Genomic DNA, 18073 nt, shown 5'->3' on the forward strand with positions numbered 1-18073 from the left:
ATCGTTGTGCAATATCGAAGCCCACTTTGATTGCGATTCCAATAAGAAAATTCTAGCCATCTAAAGTTTGCCGTAAGCGATCTGGCGAACTGAGCGGAGCGCCGATGCGGTCCAGCATGGTGCTTGGACACATCGATGAGGAGATGACGATGGCGGATGTTGAATTGACGATGACGACCCAGGTGCCGGTGTCTACCCAGGAAGCCTGGGCCTGGTCGACCTCGCTCCAGAGCGTGCGCGCCGAGATGCGGCCCTTGCTGAAGCTCGTCTTTCCGAAAGGGATGACGGATATCGGTGCCAATACGATGCTCGGCAAGTCGCTGGGCCGCTGCCAGTTCCTGCTGTTCGGCTTGTTTCCGGTCGATATGTCGAAGTTGACGTTTACCGAGATCGTGCCGGGCCATCGCTTTGTCGAGCAGTCGCAACTGCTTTCGATGCACGCCTGGCGGCATGAGCGCGTGATCACGCCGGCTGCCGACGGCCGCGGCGCCCTGATTACCGACCATCTCGCTTTCTCGCCCCGGTTCGCTACCCCGGTGGTGCGCGCCATGGTCAGGCTGCTGTTCGCGCACCGTCACAAGATGCTGGCGCGTGCGCTGGGCGCCCAAAGCCAGGAAATTGCCCGAAACAGCGATGGAAGGGCGCGTCGGGACAGGTCCGCGTGGTAGGCTTCGGCTTCGACTCACGCGCGCGCGCCTGTCAATACAGTGGCTATGGCGCGGCGACCATTTGGAGCATGTAGTATGTTGATTGCCACTCACGGCGGCAAATTCCACGCGGATGATGCGTGGGCGGTCGCCGTCCTGAAGGTGTTGTTCCCCGAGGCGGACATCGTCCGCACCCGCGAACAGGCCAGGATCGATGCCGCCGACTTCGCGATCGACGTCGGCGGGGTCTGGGACCCGGCCACCGGCCGCTTCGACCACCACCAGAAGGAATTCGACGCCACCCGCGTGTCCGGCGTGCCGTATGCCAGCGCCGGCCTGGTCTGGCGCGATTATGGCGCGCGCTGCGTCGCCGCCCTGGCCGAGCGCCAGACCGGCGAGCGGCTGACGGACGACACGGCCCAGCAGATCGCCTACGCGATCGATGCCGACATCGTGCAATATCTCGACCTGTCGGACGTCGGCGTGGCCAAGAATGCGCCGGGCAGCTACGGCTTGTCGGCGGTGGTGTCCGGCTTCAATCCCGGCTGGCTCGACGAGCAGCGCCTGGGCTATGGCGAGGCGGTGGAAGTCTACCGCATGGGCCAGTTCATGCGCGCGGTCGAGTTCCTGACCGACATCATGGGCAACGCCGTGCGCTACCGCGTCGGCGCGATGCTGGCCGTGACCCAGGTGCGCCAGGCCGAGGTGCTCGAGGACGGCAAGCTCCTGTTCCTGAAGAATGCCGCGCTGCCCTGGAGCAGTGTGGTGCGCAAGGAGATGCCGAAGATCCTGTTCGTCATCAGTCACAGCCTGACCGAGCAGCGCTACATGCTGCACACGGTGTCGGTCGACACCGAGAGCTTCGACGCCAGGGCCGACCTGCCGGAAGCCTGGGCCGGCCTGCGCGAAGCCGAGCTGGCGGCGGTCACCGGCGTCGAGGACGCCGTGTTCTGCCACACCGGCCGCTTCATCGCCGCCGCCCGCAGCTATGCCGGCGCGCTCACCATGGCGCGCCAGGCGCTGGCCGCGGTGGAGGCGGGCGCGTAACGCCCCGCGGCGCTTCATTTCACCCGCACCCTTCGCCCGTCGTTCCCGCGCAGGCGGGAACCCAAGGCCTCAGCGTTGCCGATACTGTTAAACGCAGCGTCAGTTCGTGCAACCTTGGGTTCCGCCTGCGCGGGAACGACGGGCGAAAAGGTAACACTGCCTTGACACGTACGATCCACACCCACACGCAGATCCGCCCCGACTCCCGTACAATTACGGTTTTGCTAACACGGGAGCAATCAACCATGCGCGCCATCGAAATCACCCAGCCCGGCAAGCCGGAAGTCCTGCAGCTGTGCGAGCGCCCGACGCCGGTCCTGAAGGCCGGCGAAGTGCTCATCAAGGTCCACGCCGCCGGTATCAACCGGCCCGATGTGCTGCAGCGCCTGGGTAAATACCCGGTGCCGCCCGGCGCCTCCGACCTGCCGGGCCTGGAAGTGGCGGGTGAGATCGTCGACGGCGACCTGGAAGGCAGTGACCTCAAAAAGGGCGATCTGGTGTGCGCGCTGGTGCAGGGGGGCGGCTATGCCGAATACTGCGCGGCGCCGCTCGAACAGTGCCTGCCGGTGCCGGAGGGCCTGAGCGCGCTGGAAGCGGCGACCTTGCCGGAAACCTATTTCACCGTGTGGAGCAATGTATTCGACCGCGCCCGCCTGTCCGAGGGCGAGAGCCTGCTGGTGCAGGGAGGCAGCTCGGGCATCGGTGTGACCGCGATCCAGTTGGCCAAAGCCCTGGGCCACCGTGTGTTCGCCACCGCCGGCAGCGCGGACAAATGCCGCGCCGTCGAAGCGCTGGGCGCCGAACGGGGCATCAATTACCGCGACGAGGATTTCGTCGCCGTGATCAAGGAACTCACGAACGGCAAAGGTGTCGACGTTATCCTGGACATGGTCGCGGGCGACTACGTGGCGCGCGAGATCGATTGCCTGGCCGACGACGGTCGCCTGGTCGTGATCGCGCTGCTGGGCGGCGCGCGCGCCAACGTCGACATGGGGCAGGTGCTGCGCCGCCGCCTGCACATCACCGGCTCGACCCTGCGGCCGCGTCCGGTGGAATTCAAGGCGGCGATCGCGCAACAGCTGCGCGAACATGCTTGGCCGCTGTTTGCCCAGGGCAAGATCAAACCGGTGATCCACCAGGTCTTCCCTCTGGAGCAGGCGGCAGAGGCCCATGCCCTGATGGAATCGAGCACCCACGTCGGCAAGATCGTGCTGCAGGTGCAGCCGGGCTGAAGGATACGAAAAGGAGCGTGCCGGCGGGGCCAGGACGGCCTCGCGGGCACGCAGTGGCGGCGGTTTCCAGGCAAAAAATCAACGAGCTGAGCAGCTCAGCCTGTGTTTGACCGCCATATGATCGACCGCTAGAATAGCGGGTTATTTGACATGGGGTAGTATGCGTCCCAAACTCGTCGTAGGTAACTGGAAGATGAACGGCAGCCGTGCAGCCAATGCACAGCTGCTGCAAGGTATTCTCGCTGGATTGACCGAGACAGGCGCCGCGAGCGCCGTCTGCGTCCCCGCTCCCTACCTCTTTCAGTGTGAACAACTTCTCGCAGGCAGTGCGATGGCCTGGGGCGCGCAAGACGTCGCGACCGAGCCGTGCGGCGCCTTCACCGGCGAAGTCTGTTCCTCGATGCTGCAGGATTTCGGTTGCCGCTACGTGATCGTCGGCCATTCCGAGCGCCGCGCCTACCATGGCGAATCGAATGCGCTGGTGGCGAGCAAGGCCAAGGCGGCGCTGGATGCAGGCCTGACCCCGATCGTGTGCGTCGGCGAAACGCTGGACCAGCGCGAGGCGGGCGCCACGCAGGACGTGGTCGGCGCCCAGCTGGATGCGGTGCTGGAAATGGTCGGCGCCGATGCCGTGCCGAAGCTGGTGCTGGCCTACGAGCCGGTATGGGCGATCGGCACCGGCAAGACGGCGACACCGGCGATGGCCCAGGAAGTGCACGCCTTCTTGCGCGAAAAACTGCGCAACTGCAACGCCGAGGCGGCGGAGGGCGTACAAATCCTTTACGGCGGCAGCATGAAGCCGGAGAATGCAGGCGATCTGATGGCGCAGCCGGATATCGATGGTGGCCTGATCGGCGGAGCTGCGTTAAAGTCGAGTGATTTTCTCGGGATTATTCAGGCCGCGTAGCCGGGCAGCATAAGATTTGGTCATAGGTATCACGAATTTTCGAATCTTTTGAAAATATAAGAAATTTAAAAACGTTGTTTTAAACTTGGAATGGAATTGCAATGATCTGGTTCAATTTGATTATCGTCGTGCAGGTTATTTCTGCCCTGAGCATTATCGGCCTGGTGCTCATGCAGCACGGCAAGGGCGCCGACATGGGCGCCGCCTTCGGTTCAGGCGCGTCGGGCAGCCTGTTCGGCGCCTCGGGTTCGTCGAACTTCCTGTCGAAATCGACTGCCGTCGCAGCCGCCATCTTCTTCGGTTCGACCCTGGCGCTGGCCTATATCGGCAACAGTGGCAGCGGCGGCGAGAGCGGTGGCGGCGTCATGGGTCGTGTGACCGTGCCGTCTAGCCAGGCGCCAGCTACCGGCATCCCTGGCGGCGCACCGGCCCAGACCGCACCGGCCGACGTGCCGACCCTGCCGGCCAACAACGCCGCACCGGCCGAAGCCATTCCAGCGACCCCGGCGCCAGCCGCGCCAGCGCCGGCCGCTCCAGCCAAGTAATGGGGTAGGGCGCGGCAACCGCGCCACACTTGTTGTTCATAAACGCGCCGTTCTACGGCGCGTTTGTGTTTTTAGGCGTAGAATGCTGCGGCGCGTGGCTAAAGTATCAAGTGGTACTTGACCCTGGAATATTGACGCGTACCGTGTTTAGCAGTGCGGTCTGTCGGCGCAAGTAATTGATGAGCCATCGATTATTCGGCGACATGATTCAAAGAATTCGCAAATATCCTTGTGATTGCGCAATTTGAGCATTGATAAGTAATGCTAAGGCAGGGTAAAATACTGGTCTCCAGCCGACGTGGTGAAATTGGTAGACACGCTATCTTGAGGGGGTAGTGGCGCAAGCTGTGCGAGTTCGAGTCTCGCCGTCGGCACCAAAATTTAGAAAGAAAGCCAGCAAGGGCGCACGAGTTTTTCCTCATGCCTGCGCTGGCTTTTTTACGAGGATCGTCGTCCGGTCCTGGTGGCAGGCTTGAAGCCAGGTTCGCACGATTCGGTGCTGCATCCCCGCAGCATTTCATTAACCGATCGTTCAGGAAGCTTCAGCTGTGAACCTCGAAAATTATCTCCCCGTTCTTCTCTTTATCCTGGTTGGCATCGGTGTCGGTGTTGCCCCGCAGGTGCTCGGCCGCCTGCTGGGGCCCCACAAGCCCGACGCTGCCAAGCTGTCCCCGTATGAATGCGGCTTCGAAGCGTTCGAAGACGCACGCATGAAGTTCGACGTCAGGTACTACCTGATCGCGATCTTGTTCATTTTGTTTGATCTGGAAACGGCATTCTTCTTCCCATGGGGCGTCTCGATGCGCGAGCTGGGTTGGACCGGTTTCATCACGATGATGGTGTTCATCGCCGAGTTCGTGGTCGGTTTCTGGTACATCTGGAAGAAAGGTGCCCTTGATTGGGAATAAGCCATGGCAATTGAAGGCGTATTAAACGAAGGTTTCATCACCACCACAGCCGACAAGCTGGTCAACTGGGCGCGCACGGGGTCGATGTTCCCGATGACGTTCGGTCTGGCCTGCTGCGCGGTCGAGATGATGCACGTGGGCGCGGCCCGCTACGACATGGACCGCTTCGGTATCGTGTTCCGTCCATCGCCACGTCAGTCCGACGTGATGATCGTCGCCGGCACCCTGTGCAACAAGATGGCGCCGGCGCTGCGCAAGGTCTATGACCAGATGGCGGAACCGCGCTGGGTGATCTCGATGGGTTCCTGTGCCAACGGCGGCGGCTACTACCACTACTCGTATTCGGTGGTGCGCGGGTGCGACCGCATCGTGCCGGTCGATGTGTACGTGCCAGGCTGCCCGCCGACTGCCGAAGCTCTGCTCTACGGCATCATGCAGCTCCAGAACAAGATCAAGCGCACCAATACCATCGCGCGCTAAAAACGGACGGCGTACTCCATGACGACAAAACTCGAGACCCTTGAACTCGCCCTGAAAAATGCATTGGGCGAGGGCGCTGCCATTTCGGCGGCGCTGGGCGAAGTGACCGTGGTGGTCAAGGCGGCTGATTACATCAAGACCATGACCACCCTGCGCGACGACGCCAGCCTGGCGTTCGAGCAGATGATCGACCTCTGCGGCGTCGACTACTCGACCTATGGCGAAGGCACCTACGAAGGTCCGCGCTTCGCGGTCGTGGTGCACCTGCTTTCCCTGGCGAAGAACTGGCGCGTCCGCGTGCGCGTGTTCTGCCCGGACGACGACATGCCGCTGGTCGAATCGATCACCGGTATCTGGCGCGCCGCCAACTGGTTCGAGCGTGAAGCGTTCGACATGTTCGGCATCCTGTTCGACGGCCACGGCGACCTGCGCCGCATCCTGACCGACTACGGCTTCATCGGCCACCCGTTCCGCAAGGACTTCCCGATCTCGGGCTATGTCGAAATGCGCTACGACCCGGAACAGAAACGCGTGATCTACCAACCCGTCACGATCGAGCCGCGCGAGAACATCCCGCGCGTGATTCGCGAAGAGACCTACGGGACGAAATAATGGCTGAGCTTAAGAACTACACCCTGAACTTTGGTCCGCAGCACCCGGCAGCGCACGGCGTGCTGCGCCTGGTGCTCGAACTCGACGGCGAGGTGATCCAGCGCGCCGACCCGCACATCGGCCTGCTGCACCGCGGTACCGAGAAGCTGGCGGAAACCCGCACCTATCTGCAGTCGGTTCCGTATATGGACCGCCTCGACTACGTGTCGATGATGTGCAACGAGCACGGCTATGTGCTGGCGATCGAAAAGCTGCTCGGCATCGAAGCGCCGATCCGCGCCCAGTACATCCGCACGATGTTCGACGAAGTCACCCGCATCCTGAATCACCTGATGTGGCTCGGCGCGCATGCGCTGGACATCGGCGCCATGGGCCCCTTCCTGTACTGCTTCCGCGACCGCGAAGACCTGTTCGACGTCTACGAGGCGGTGTCGGGCGCGCGCATGCACGCGGCCTATTATCGTCCGGGCGGCGTGTATCGCGACCTGCCGGACACCATGCCGCAGCACAAGCAATCGCCGATCCGCAGCGCCAAGGCGATCGCCGACCTGAACGAACACCGCCAGGGTTCGGTCATCGACTTCCTGGACGCGTTCACCAAGCGTTTCGACGGCTATGTCGACGAGTACGAGACCCTGCTGACCGATAACCGTATCTGGAAGCAAAGGACGGTCGGCATCGGCGTCGTGTCGCCGGAAGACGCGAAAGCCATGGGCTTCACCGGCGCCATGCTGCGCGGCTCGGGCATTGCCTGGGATCTGCGCAAGCACCAGCCTTACGCGGCCTACGACAAGGTCGAGTTCGACATCCCGGTCGGCACCAATGGCGACTCCTACGACCGCTACCTGGTGCGCGTGGAAGAAATGCGCCAGTCGAACCGCATCATCAAGCAGTGCCTGACCTGGCTGCGCGCCAATCCAGGCCCGGTGATGATCGACAATAACAAGATTGCGCCGCCGAACCGGATGGACATGAAGTCCAATATGGAATCGCTGATCCACCACTTCAAGCTGTTCACCGAAGGCTTCCACGTCCCAGAGGGCGAGGCGTATGCCGCGGTCGAGCACCCGAAGGGCGAGTTCGGCATCTATATCGTCTCCGACGGCGCCAACAAGCCATACCGCCTGAAAATCCGCACTCCGGACTATGTCCACCTGCAGAGCCTCGACGAGATGGCACGCGGCCATATGATCGCTGACGCGGTGGCCATCATCGGTACCCAGGACATCGTGTTCGGCAGTATCGACCGGTAAGAGGAAGGGCAGAGAAAAACTATGTTATCCGCGCAGTGCTATCAAAAAATCGATCGCGAGCTGGCCAAGTACCCAGCCGATCAACGCCAGTCGGCCGTGATGGCTTCGCTGGCCCACGCCCAGGTCGAACTGGGCTGGTTGTCGCCTGAAACCATGCAAGAGATTGCCGACTACATCGGCATGCCGGCCATCGCCGTGCAGGAAGTGGCGACTTTCTACAATATGTTCAACATCAAGCCGGTCGGCCAGCACAAGATCACCGTGTGCACCAACCTGCCATGCGCCCTTTCGGGCGGCGAACGCGCGGCCCAGCGCATCAAGGACGCGCTCGGCATCGACTTCCGCGACACCACTCTAGATGGCAAGTTCACGCTGATGGAAGGCGAGTGCATGGGCGCTTGCGGCGACGCACCGGTGATGCTGGTGAACAACCACCGCATGTGTTCGTTCATGAGCGACGCCAAGATCGACGCCCTGCTTGAGGACCTGAACAAATGACCAGTCTGCACGACCGTCACATCAAACCGCTGATCCTCGCCAACCTGAACGGCGAAAACTGGCACCTGGCCGACTACGTCAATCGTGGCGGCTATTCGGCGCTGCGCCGCATCATCGAAGAAAAGATCACGCCGGAACAGATCATTGCCGACATGAAGGCTTCGGGCCTGCGTGGCCGCGGCGGTGCGGGCTTCCCGACCGGCCTGAAGTGGAGCTTCATGCCGCGCCAGTTCCCGGGCCAGAAATACCTCGTCTGCAATACGGATGAGGGCGAACCGGGCACGTTCAAGGACCGCGACATCATCCGCTACAACCCGCATGCGCTGATCGAAGGCATGGCCATCGGCGCCTACGCGATGGGCATCACTGTGGGTTACAACTACATCCACGGCGAGATCTTCGAGGACTACCTGCGTTTCGAAGAAGCGCTGGAAGAAGCGCGCGCGGCCGGCTTCCTGGGCAATAACATCCTGGGTTCGGAGTTCAGCTTCCAGCTGCACGCCCACCACGGCTACGGCGCCTATATCTGCGGCGAAGAGACCGCGCTGCTCGAATCGCTGGAAGGCAAAAAAGGCCAGCCGCGCTTCAAGCCGCCTTTCCCGGCCTCGTTCGGCCTGTACGGCAAGCCGACCACGATCAACAACACCGAAACCTTCGCGGCCGTCCCGTTCATCCTGAACATCGGCGCCGAGAACTATATGGCGTTGGGCAAGCCGAACAACGGCGGCACCAAGATCTTCTCGATCTCGGGCGACGTCGAGCGTCCTGGCAACTACGAAGTCCCGCTGGGCACGCCATTCGCGACCCTGATGGAACTGGCTGGCGGCATGCGCGGCGGCAAGAAGATCAAGGCTGTCATCCCTGGCGGTTCGTCGGCGCCGGTCGTTCCTGGCGATCTGATGATGCAGACCGACCTCGACTACGATTCGATCGCGAAAGCCGGTTCGATGCTGGGTTCGGGCGCCGTCATCGTCATGGACGAGACGCGCTGCATGGTCAAGTCGCTGCTGCGCCTGTCGTACTTCTATTACGAAGAATCGTGCGGCCAGTGCACCCCGTGCCGTGAAGGCACCGGCTGGATGTACCGCATGGTCCATCGCATCGAGCACGGCCAGGGTCGTCCGGAAGACATGGATCTGCTGAACAACATCGCCGACAACATCAAGGGCCGCACCATCTGCGCGCTCGGCGATGCCGCCGCGATGCCCGTCCAGGCGATGATCAAGCACTTCCGCCAGGAATTTGAATATCACATCGAGCACAAGCACTGCCTCGTGCCCGCATACCTTTAAACCAGGTCAGGTAACGATCAAATGGTTGAAATCGAATTAGACGGCAAGAAAGTCGAAGTCCCACCGGGTTCCATGGTGATGGACGCCGCAAACAAACTCGGCACCTATATTCCGCACTTCTGCTATCACAAGAAATTGTCGATCGCAGCGAACTGCCGCATGTGCCTGGTCGAAGTGGAAAAGGCGCCGAAGCCGCTGCCAGCATGCGCCACGCCAGTGTCGCCAGGCATGATCGTGCGCAGCCACAGCGACAAGGCCGTGCAGGCCCAGAAGTCGGTGATGGAGTTCCTGCTCATTAACCACCCGCTCGATTGCCCGATCTGCGACCAGGGCGGCGAATGCCAGCTGCAGGATCTGGCCGTCGGCTACGGCAAGAGCGGCTCGCGCTACGAAGAAGAAAAACGCGTGGTGGCCCCGAAAGAAGCGGGCCCGCTGATCTCGATGGAAGAGATGTCGCGTTGCATCCAGTGCACCCGTTGCGTGCGTTTCGGCCAGGAAGTGGCCGGCGTCATGGAATTCGGCATGCTGGGCCGCGGCGAGCACTCCGAGATCACCACCTTCGTCGGCAAGACCGTCGACTCGGAAGTGTCCGGCAACATGATCGACCTGTGCCCGGTCGGCGCGCTGACCAGCAAGCCGTTCCGCTATTCGGCACGTCCTTGGGAACTGCAGCGCCGCAAATCGGTGTCGCCGCATGATTCGCTGGGCGCCAACCTGATCGTCCAGGTCAAGGGCGGCAAAGTCATGCGCGTGCTGCCGCTCGAGAACGAAGCGGTCAACGAGTGCTGGCTGTCGGATAAAGAGCGTTTCTCGTACGAGGCGCTGGACAATGCCGATCGCCTGACGAAACCGATGATCAAGCAGGACAACAAGTGGATCGAGACCGAGTGGTCGACGGCCCTTGAATATGTTGCTCACGGCCTGCGCAATATCCGCCACGAGCACGGCGCCGACACCCTCGCGGCCGTCGCCACCGCCCATTCGACGGTGGAAGAACTGTACCTGCTGAACAAGGCCTTCCGTGGCTTCGGTTCGGAGAACATCGACTTCCGCCTGCGCCAGAGCGATTTCGCGCTGGACGGCCAGGTGACCCCATGGCTGGGCATGCCGATCGCGCAACTGTCGACCCTGAAGCGCGCGCTCGTCATCGGCTCCTTCCTGCGCAAGGATCACCCGCTGGTCACCACCCGCCTGCGCGCCGCCACCAAGGCGGGCCTGCGCCTGTCGGTGCTGGGTGGCAGCGATGAAGAACTGCTGATGAAGGTCGCCCACAAGCTGGTCGCCGCACCGAGCGACTGGCTGGTCGCCCTGTCGGAAGTCGTGGTCGCCATCGCCGCCGACAAGAACATCGCCGTGCCAGCCGGTTTCGAAGGCATCGAAGCGTCGGACATCGCGAAAGCCATCGCCGCTTCGCTGGTCGTCGTCGGTGACGTCGACGTCCCAGGCGCTATCCTGCTGGGCAACGCCGCCGCACAACATCCGCAGGCTTCGCAGATCCACGCTTGCGCCCAGTGGATCGCCGAGCAGACCGGTTGCTCGTTCGGCTACCTGGTCGACGCCGCCAACACCGTCGGCGGCCACCTGGTGGGCGCTGTCTCGGGCAAGAAGGAATCGCTGTTCGCCGCGCCGAAGAAAGCCTATGTGCTGCTGAACGCGGAACCGGAACTGGATGCGGCCAACCCGCAGCAGGCCGTCGCCGCCCTGAAGGGCGCCGAGATGGTGGTCGCGATGTCGGCCTTCAAGCACGGCATGGATTACGCCGACGTGCTGCTGCCGATCGCGCCGTTCTCGGAAACCTCGGGCACCTTCGTCAACTGCGAAGGCCGTGCACAGAGCTTCAACGGCACCGTGCGTCCGCTGGGCGATGCGCGTCCGGCCTGGAAAGTGCTGCGCGTGCTGGGTAACCTCTTGGGCCTGACCGGCTTCGACTACGAGACCTCGGAAGCGATCCGCGACGAAGCCTTCGGCAAGGGCAATACCGATCTGTCGGCCAAGCTGAACAACAAGGCGAGCCTGGCGCCAACTGCGGGTTCGTATGCCCCGGCCGGCCAGCTCGAGCGCCTGACCGACGTGCCGGTGTACTTCACCGACGCGCTGGCCCGCCGTTCCGAGCCGCTGCAGCGCACCGCCGACGCGAATGCGCCGCTGGTCACGCTGTCGACGTCAGTCGCCGAATCGATCGGCGTTGCTGCCGGCGACAAGGTCAAGGTCACGCAAGGCAACGGTTCGGCCGTCCTGGTCGCCAACGTCGACAAGACCCTGCCGTCGAATGCGGTGCGTGTCGCCGCCGGCCATCCCGCCGTCGCCACGCTCGGCGCGATGTTCGGTTCCATCCAAGTTGAAAAAGCAGGGGAGGGCAAGTAATGGCAACGCCCGGTTACATCGATTCATTCAACGCCGGCGGCGCCGACCTGCTCGGCCCGGTCTGGCCCCTGGTCTGGACCATCATCAAGATCGTCGCGGTGGTCGCACCGCTGATGATCGCGATCGCCTACGCCACCCTGTGGGAACGTAAATTCATCGGCTGGATCCAGATCCGTATCGGCCCGAACCGCGTCGGTCCCGGCGGCCTGCTGCAGCCGATGGCCGATGGCCTGAAGCTCTTGATCAAGGAAATCGTGATCCCGGCCAAGGCGAACCGCAACCTGTTCATCATCGGCCCGATCATGACCATCATGCCGGCGCTGGCGGCCTGGTCGGTGGTGCCGTTCGGCCCGCAATTCGCGCTGGCCGACGTCAACGCCGGCGTGCTGCTGCTGCTGGCGATCACCTCGGTCGAAGTCTACGGCATCATCATCGCCGGCTGGGCCTCGAACTCGAAGTACTCGTTCATGGGCGCGATGCGCGCCTCGGCCCAGATGATCTCGTACGAAATCCCGATGGGCTTCGTGCTGGTGGTCGTGCTGATGGTCTCGGGCACCCTGAACCTGTCGGGCATCGTCGCCGGCCAGCAAGTGGGCATGTTCGCCGACATGGGGATCAACTTCCTGTCGTGGAACTGGCTGCCGCTGTTCCCGCTGTTCATCATCTACCTCGTGTCGGGCCTGGCCGAGTGCGGTCGTCACCCGTTCGACGTGATCGAAGGCGAATCGGAAATCGTGGCCGGCCACATGGTCGAGTACTCGGGCATGTCCTACGCGATGTTCATGCTGGCCGAGTACGGCAACATGATCCTGATCGGTACCCTGGCTTCGCTGTTCTTCATGGGCGGCTGGTCGGCGCCGTTCGCCTTCCTGGAAGTGGGCGGCACCATTGGCGGCTTCATCGGCTTCTTCTGGCTGTTCCTGAAAGCCTTCCTGTTCGTGACCTTCTTCATCTGGGTCCGCGGTACCTTCCCACGCTACCGCTACGACCAGATCATGCGCCTGGGCTGGAAAGTGTTCATCCCGCTGACCCTGATCTGGCTGGTTGTCGTTGCCGTCTGGATGCAGACGCCGTGGAATATTTGGAAGTAAGGAACGGACATGTCTCGAATGAAAGAAATCCTCGGCAGCTTGATGCTGACCGAGTTGATCAAGGGCCTTGCCCTGACCGGGAAATATGCGCTGTCGCGCAAGATCACGGTCCAGTACCCGGAAGAAAAGACTCCCATGTCGAACCGCTTCCGCGGCCTGCACGCGCTGCGTCGCTACCCCAACGGGGAAGAGCGCTGCATCGCCTGCAAGCTGTGCGAAGCAGTGTGCCCGGCCATGGCCATCACGATCGAATCGTCGCAGCGCGATGACGGCACCCGCCGCACCACGCGCTACGACATCGACCTGACCAAGTGCATCTTCTGCGGCTTCTGCGAAGAATCGTGCCCGGTCGACTCGATCGTGGAAACCAGCATCTTCGAGTATCACGGCGAAAAACGCGGCGATCTCTACTACACCAAAGAGATGCTGCTCGCCGTGGGCGACCGCTACGAAGCCGACATCGCCGCCGCCCGCGAGGCGGACGCGAAGTACCGCTAACCATAAGGGTCCTGGGTAAGTCATGACATTTACAACTGTTCTGTTCTACGTGTTTGCGGCCATCATGGTGCTGGCAAGCTTGCGCGTCATCACCGCCAAGAATCCGGTCCACGCCGCGCTGTTCCTGGTGCTGGCCTTCTTCAACGCGGCCGGCATCTGGCTGCTGCTGAAGGCCGAATTCCTCGCCATCGTGCTGGTGCTGGTCTATGTGGGCGCCGTCATGGTGCTGTTCCTCTTCGTCGTCATGATGCTCGACATTAATATCGACCGCATGCGCGAAGGCTTCTGGGGCTACCTGCCCGTGGCGGCCGGCGTCGGCGGCCTGATCGTGCTCGAGATGGGCGCTGTCCTGTGGCACGGCTACAGCAACTTCCAGCAAACGCCGGAAGCTGCCGCCCTGAACATCGGCGGCACCAAGGAGCTGGGCCTGCAGATCTACACCCGCTATATCTACGGCTTCGAAATCGCCGCCGTGGTGCTGCTGGTGGCGATCATCGCCGCCGTCGCCCTGACCCTGCGCCGCCGCAAGGACACCAAAGCCATCGACCCGGGCCAAGCGGTTCGCGTCAAGCGTAACGACCGCCTCAAGATCGTCAAGGTCGAGACGGTCAACCAGCGCGCCATCGACGCAGCGAACGTCGAGAAGGCCGCCGCCGCAGCTGCCGCAAGTGCAGCCGCTGCAGCCGCCGCCGCAGAACCGAAGGAGCCAAAATGACGTTGACGCTCGCACACTACCTGATCCTGGGCGCGATCCTGTTCGCGATCTCGGTGGTCGGTATCTTCCTGAACCGGAAGAACATCATCATCCTGCTGATGGCCATCGAACTGATGCTGCTGGCAGTGAACCTGAACTTCATCGCGTTCTCGCATTACCTGGGCGACGCGGCGGGGCAAATCTTCGTGTTCTTCATTTTGACCGTCGCGGCCGCCGAATCTGCAATCGGCCTGGCGATCCTGGTGGTCCTGTTCCGTAACCTGGACACGATCAACGTGGAAGACCTCGACAGCCTCAAAGGCTGATGAGCTCGGCTCGATAACTAATAACGAATAAGGTTCAACATGGCGGGGCAAATTTCAACCTCACTCTTACTGGCGGTGCCTCTGGCGCCGTTGGCAGGCTCGGCGATCGCCGGCCTGCTCGGTACCAAGTTCCTGGGCAATGTGGTCGGTCGCAAGGTGTCGCATACCGCGACCATCCTGGGCGTGCTGATCGCGCTGATCATCTCGGTGCAAACCCTGATGGCCACGCTCGACGGCTTCAAGCTCAATGAAGATCTCTACACCTGGATGACGGTCGGCACGCTCAAGCTGGCCGTTGGCTTCCAGATCGATACCCTGACCGCGATGATGATGTGCGTCGTGACCTCGGTGTCGCTGATGGTCCACATCTACACGATCGGCTATATGGCCGAAGACGACGGCTACAACCGCTTCTTCTCGTACATCTCGCTGTTCACCTTCGCGATGCTGATGCTGGTCATGTCCAACAACTTCCTGCAGCTGTTCTTCGGCTGGGAAGCGGTGGGCCTGGTTTCGTATCTGCTGATCGGTTTCTGGTACACCCGTCCGACCGCGATCTTCGCGAACATGAAGGCTTTCCTGGTCAACCGCGTGGGCGACTTCGGCTTCATCCTCGGTATCGGCCTGATCCTGGCCAGTGCCGGCACGATGAACTATGCGGAAGTGTTCGAGAAGGCCGACCAGCTGGCCTTGATGACCGTGCCTGGCACCGACTGGCCGCTGCTGACCGCTGCCTGTATCTGCCTGTTCATCGGCGCGATGGGTAAATCGGCGCAGTTCCCGCTGCACGTCTGGCTGCCTGACTCGATGGAAGGCCCAACCCCGATCTCGGCACTGATCCACGCCGCGACGATGGTTACCGCCGGCATCTTCATGGTGTCGCGCATGTCGCCGCTGTTCGAGCTGTCGGATGGCGCACTCTCCTTCATCATTGTCATCGGTTCGATCACCGCGCTGTTCATGGGCTTTTTGGGCATCATCCAGAACGACATCAAGCGCGTGGTCGCTTACTCGACGCTGTCGCAGCTGGGTTACATGACGATTGCGCTGGGCGTGTCGGCCTACTCGGTCGCCGCCTTCCACCTGATGACCCACGCCTTCTTCAAGGCGCTGCTGTTCCTTGGCGCGGGTTCCGTCATCATCGGCATGCACCACGACCAGGACATGCGCAATATGGGCGGCCTGCGCAAGTACATGCCGATCACCTGGATCACTTCGCTGATCGGTTCGCTGGCCCTGATCGGTACCCCATTGTTCTCGGGTTTCTACTCGAAGGATTCGATCATCGAAGCGGTGCACGCAAGCACGCTGCCGGGTTCGGGCTTCGCCAACTTCGCGGTGCTGGCCGGCGTGTTCGTCACGGCGTTCTACTCGTTCCGTATGTATTTCCTGGTGTTCCATGGCGAAGAGCGTTTTGGTAAAGCACATGCACACGATCATCATGACGATCACGCGCATACCAAAGCTGCTGCGCACGACCACGCCGATCCGCACGCGCACCATGATTCGGACGCGCACCACGAAGAAGAACATGACGACCACGGCCACCACGGCCTGGCCCCGGGCCAGAAGCCGCACGAGTCGCCATGGGTCGTGACGCTGCCGCTGATCCTGCTGGCAATCCCGTCGGTCGTCATTGGCTACCTGGCGATTGGTCCTATGTTGCACGGTACCTTCTTCGATGGCGTGATCACCGTCAATCCGGCTCACCCTGCGATGGCTGAACTGGGCGAGATGTTCCATGGCGCCGGCGCGATGGCCCTGCACGGCCTGCAGACCGCACCGTTCTGGCTGGCACTGGCAGGCGTCGTTGCCGCCTACTACTGCTATATGGTCAACCCGCGCGTGCCGGCCTGGTTCTACGCCAAGTTCAAGCCGCTGCACACCCTGCTGGACAACAAGTACTACATGGATGCGTTCAACCAGAAGGTCTTCGCTGGCGGCGCACTCGGCGTGGGCAAGGGCCTGTGGAATGTCGGCGACCGCAGCCTGATCGACGGCCTGGTCGTCAATGGCAGCGCCAAGCTGGTGGGCTGGTTCTCGACCGTCACCAAGCGCGCGCAGACCGGTTACATCTACCACTATGCGTTCGTGATGATCGTCGGCGTACTGGCAGCGATGCTGTACTTCTTCCCGTTCTGGCGCGGTTAATCACAGGCAGAGATAAAGAAAAATGATGCAGTCAACAATTTCTACGTTTCCACCGTACCTGAGCCTGGCAATCTGGCTCCCGATCCTGTTCGGCGTGCTGGTCCTGGCCATCGGCCGCGACAAGAACGCCGGGATGGTGCGCTTGATGTCGCTCGCCGGCGCCGTCGTCAGCCTGCTGCCGACGATCCCGCTGATCGCCAACTTCGACAACGCCGCTCACGGCATGCAGTTCTTTGAACAGGCAGCCTGGATCGAGCGCTTCAACATCTTCTACCGCCTCGGCGTGGACGGCCTGTCGCTGTGGTTCGTGCCGCTGACCGCCTTCATCACCATCATCGTGGTGCTGGCGGCGTGGGAAGTGATCGAAGAGCGCGTGGCCCAGTACATGGGCTCGTTCCTGATCCTGTCGGGCCTGATGATCGGCGTGTTCTGCGCGCTGGACGGCCTGCTGTTCTACTTCTTCTTCGAAGCCACGCTGATCCCGATGTTCATCATCATCGGCGTGTTCGGCGGCCCGAACCGCGTGTACGCAGCATTCAAGTTCTTCCTGTACACCTTCTTCGGTTCGCTGCTGACCCTGGTCGCGATCGTCTACCTGTACAACAAGTCGGGTTCGTTCGACATCCTGGCCTGGCATGACCTGCCGCTGACGATGAAAGAACAGATCCTGATCTTCATCGCCTTCTTCATGGCCTTCGCCGTGAAAGTGCCGATGTGGCCGGTGCACACCTGGCTGCCGGACGCCCACGTCGAAGCGCCAACCGGCGGTTCGGTCGTGCTGGCGGCGATCATGCTCAAGCTGGGCGCCTATGGTTTCCTGCGTTTCTCGCTGCCGATCACCCCGGACGCGAGTCAGTACCTGGCGCCGGTCGTCATCGGCCTGTCGCTCGTGGCCGTGATCTACATCGGCCTGGTGGCCCTGGTGCAGAAAGACATGAAGAAACTGGTCGCCTATTCGTCGATCGCGCACATGGGCTTCGTGACCCTGGGCTTCTTCATGTTCAACGACCTGGGCGTGCAGGGCGGCCTGATGCAGGCGATCTCGCACGGCTTCGTGTCGGGCGCGATGTTCCTGTGTATCGGCGTGCTGTACGACCGTGTGCACTCGCGTGAAATCGCCGACTACGGTGGCGTCGTGAACACGATGCCGAAGTTCGCCGCCTTTGTCGTGCTGTTCTCGATGGCCAATGCCGGCCTGCCGGCGACCTCGGGCTTCATCGGCGAGTTCATGGTGATCCTGGGCGCGGTCGAGTTCAACTTCTGGACCGGTGTCGCATCGGGTACCGCCCTGATCCTGGGCGCGGCCTACTCGCTGTGGATGGTCAAGCGCGTCATCTTCGGGCCAGTGGCCAACAAAAAAGTCGCCGCGTTGACCGACCTGAACGGCCGTGAGTTCGCCATCCTGTCGGTGCTGGCAATCGCCACCCTGGCGATGGGCCTGTATCCGGCGCCGATCGCCGAGACGCTGCAAGTCTCGGTCACCGACCTGCTTCAGCACGTCGCAGTCAGCAAAGTGCCTCAATAAAAC

Annotated in this window: 18 protein-coding genes and 1 tRNA gene; all 19 read left to right on the forward strand. The window is 62.1% G+C overall.

Features of this window, described 5'->3' with window-relative positions:
• Positions 1-104 precede the first annotated feature (104 nt).
• The 19 genes from SOM61_RS20625 to SOM61_RS20715 all read left to right on the forward strand — a co-directional run bounded on the left by SOM61_RS20625 (position 105) and on the right by SOM61_RS20715 (position 18070).
• Entirely contained in the window at positions 105-668 is a 564-nt protein-coding gene (locus tag SOM61_RS20625) for a hypothetical protein (RefSeq protein WP_320475811.1), read from the forward strand.
• 75 nt (positions 669-743) lie between these two features.
• A complete protein-coding gene (locus tag SOM61_RS20630; protein WP_320475812.1) occupies positions 744-1694 on the forward strand; it encodes an MYG1 family protein in 951 nt (316 codons plus the stop codon).
• A gap of 245 nt (positions 1695-1939) precedes the next feature.
• Entirely contained in the window at positions 1940-2926 is a 987-nt protein-coding gene (locus SOM61_RS20635) for an NAD(P)H-quinone oxidoreductase (protein WP_320475813.1), read from the forward strand.
• 160 nt (positions 2927-3086) lie between these two features.
• Entirely contained in the window at positions 3087-3833 is a 747-nt protein-coding gene (gene tpiA / locus SOM61_RS20640; RefSeq protein WP_320475814.1) for a triose-phosphate isomerase, read from the forward strand.
• 101 nt (positions 3834-3934) lie between these two features.
• Positions 3935-4378 (forward strand): preprotein translocase subunit SecG, encoded by a 444-nt coding sequence (gene secG, locus SOM61_RS20645; protein WP_320475815.1) that lies wholly within the window; start codon positions 3935-3937, stop codon positions 4376-4378.
• A gap of 292 nt (positions 4379-4670) precedes the next feature.
• A tRNA-Leu gene (locus SOM61_RS20650) sits at positions 4671-4755 on the forward strand.
• Positions 4756-4926: 171 nt separating this feature from the next.
• Positions 4927-5286, forward strand: coding sequence for an NADH-quinone oxidoreductase subunit A (locus SOM61_RS20655; protein WP_147933131.1), 360 nt, complete (start codon positions 4927-4929; stop codon positions 5284-5286).
• 3 nt (positions 5287-5289) lie between these two features.
• Complete coding sequence (locus SOM61_RS20660; protein WP_147933132.1) at positions 5290-5766, forward strand: NuoB/complex I 20 kDa subunit family protein; 477 nt, start codon at positions 5290-5292, stop codon at positions 5764-5766.
• 18 nt (positions 5767-5784) lie between these two features.
• The gene (locus SOM61_RS20665; RefSeq protein ID WP_320475816.1) at positions 5785-6378 is read left to right on the forward strand and encodes an NADH-quinone oxidoreductase subunit C; all 594 of its coding nucleotides are present in this window, start codon (positions 5785-5787) and stop codon (positions 6376-6378) included.
• A complete protein-coding gene (locus SOM61_RS20670) occupies positions 6378-7631 on the forward strand; it encodes an NADH-quinone oxidoreductase subunit D (protein WP_147933133.1) in 1254 nt (417 codons plus the stop codon). Before SOM61_RS20665 ends, SOM61_RS20670 begins: the two co-directional genes overlap by 1 nt.
• Before the next feature lie 21 nt (positions 7632-7652).
• Positions 7653-8129, forward strand: a complete 477-nt coding sequence (nuoE, locus tag SOM61_RS20675; protein WP_320475817.1) for an NADH-quinone oxidoreductase subunit NuoE — start codon at positions 7653-7655, stop codon at positions 8127-8129.
• Positions 8126-9421 carry an NADH-quinone oxidoreductase subunit NuoF gene (gene nuoF, locus SOM61_RS20680; protein ID WP_320475818.1) on the forward strand — a complete coding sequence of 432 codons (1296 nt, stop codon included), beginning with the start codon at positions 8126-8128 and terminating at the stop codon, positions 9419-9421. Before nuoE ends, nuoF begins: the two co-directional genes overlap by 4 nt.
• 21 nt (positions 9422-9442) lie before the next feature.
• The gene (nuoG, locus tag SOM61_RS20685; RefSeq protein ID WP_320475819.1) at positions 9443-11785 is read left to right on the forward strand and encodes an NADH-quinone oxidoreductase subunit NuoG; all 2343 of its coding nucleotides are present in this window, start codon (positions 9443-9445) and stop codon (positions 11783-11785) included.
• On the forward strand, positions 11785-12876 hold the full coding sequence (nuoH, locus tag SOM61_RS20690) for an NADH-quinone oxidoreductase subunit NuoH (RefSeq protein WP_123067875.1): 1092 nt from the start codon (positions 11785-11787) through the stop codon (positions 12874-12876). Before nuoG ends, nuoH begins: the two co-directional genes overlap by 1 nt.
• Positions 12877-12885: 9 nt before the next feature.
• Complete coding sequence (gene nuoI / locus SOM61_RS20695; RefSeq protein ID WP_123067876.1) at positions 12886-13374, forward strand: NADH-quinone oxidoreductase subunit NuoI; 489 nt, start codon at positions 12886-12888, stop codon at positions 13372-13374.
• A gap of 22 nt (positions 13375-13396) precedes the next feature.
• Positions 13397-14089 carry an NADH-quinone oxidoreductase subunit J gene (locus tag SOM61_RS20700; protein ID WP_320475820.1) on the forward strand — a complete coding sequence of 231 codons (693 nt, stop codon included), beginning with the start codon at positions 13397-13399 and terminating at the stop codon, positions 14087-14089.
• Positions 14086-14394 carry an NADH-quinone oxidoreductase subunit NuoK gene (nuoK, locus tag SOM61_RS20705; protein ID WP_123067878.1) on the forward strand — a complete coding sequence of 103 codons (309 nt, stop codon included), beginning with the start codon at positions 14086-14088 and terminating at the stop codon, positions 14392-14394. Before SOM61_RS20700 ends, nuoK begins: the two co-directional genes overlap by 4 nt.
• Positions 14395-14433: 39 nt before the next feature.
• Positions 14434-16545, forward strand: a complete 2112-nt coding sequence (gene nuoL / locus SOM61_RS20710) for an NADH-quinone oxidoreductase subunit L (protein WP_320475821.1) — start codon at positions 14434-14436, stop codon at positions 16543-16545.
• Positions 16546-16567: 22 nt separating this feature from the next.
• Positions 16568-18070: an NADH-quinone oxidoreductase subunit M gene (locus SOM61_RS20715; RefSeq protein ID WP_320475822.1), complete on the forward strand. Its 1503-nt coding sequence runs from the start codon at positions 16568-16570 to the stop codon at positions 18068-18070.
• The last annotated feature ends 3 nt before the right edge of the window (positions 18071-18073 follow it).

The organism is Massilia sp. CFBP9012, assembly GCF_034045115.1.
In the GTDB taxonomy this organism is placed as follows: Bacteria; Pseudomonadota; Gammaproteobacteria; order Burkholderiales; family Burkholderiaceae_D; genus Telluria.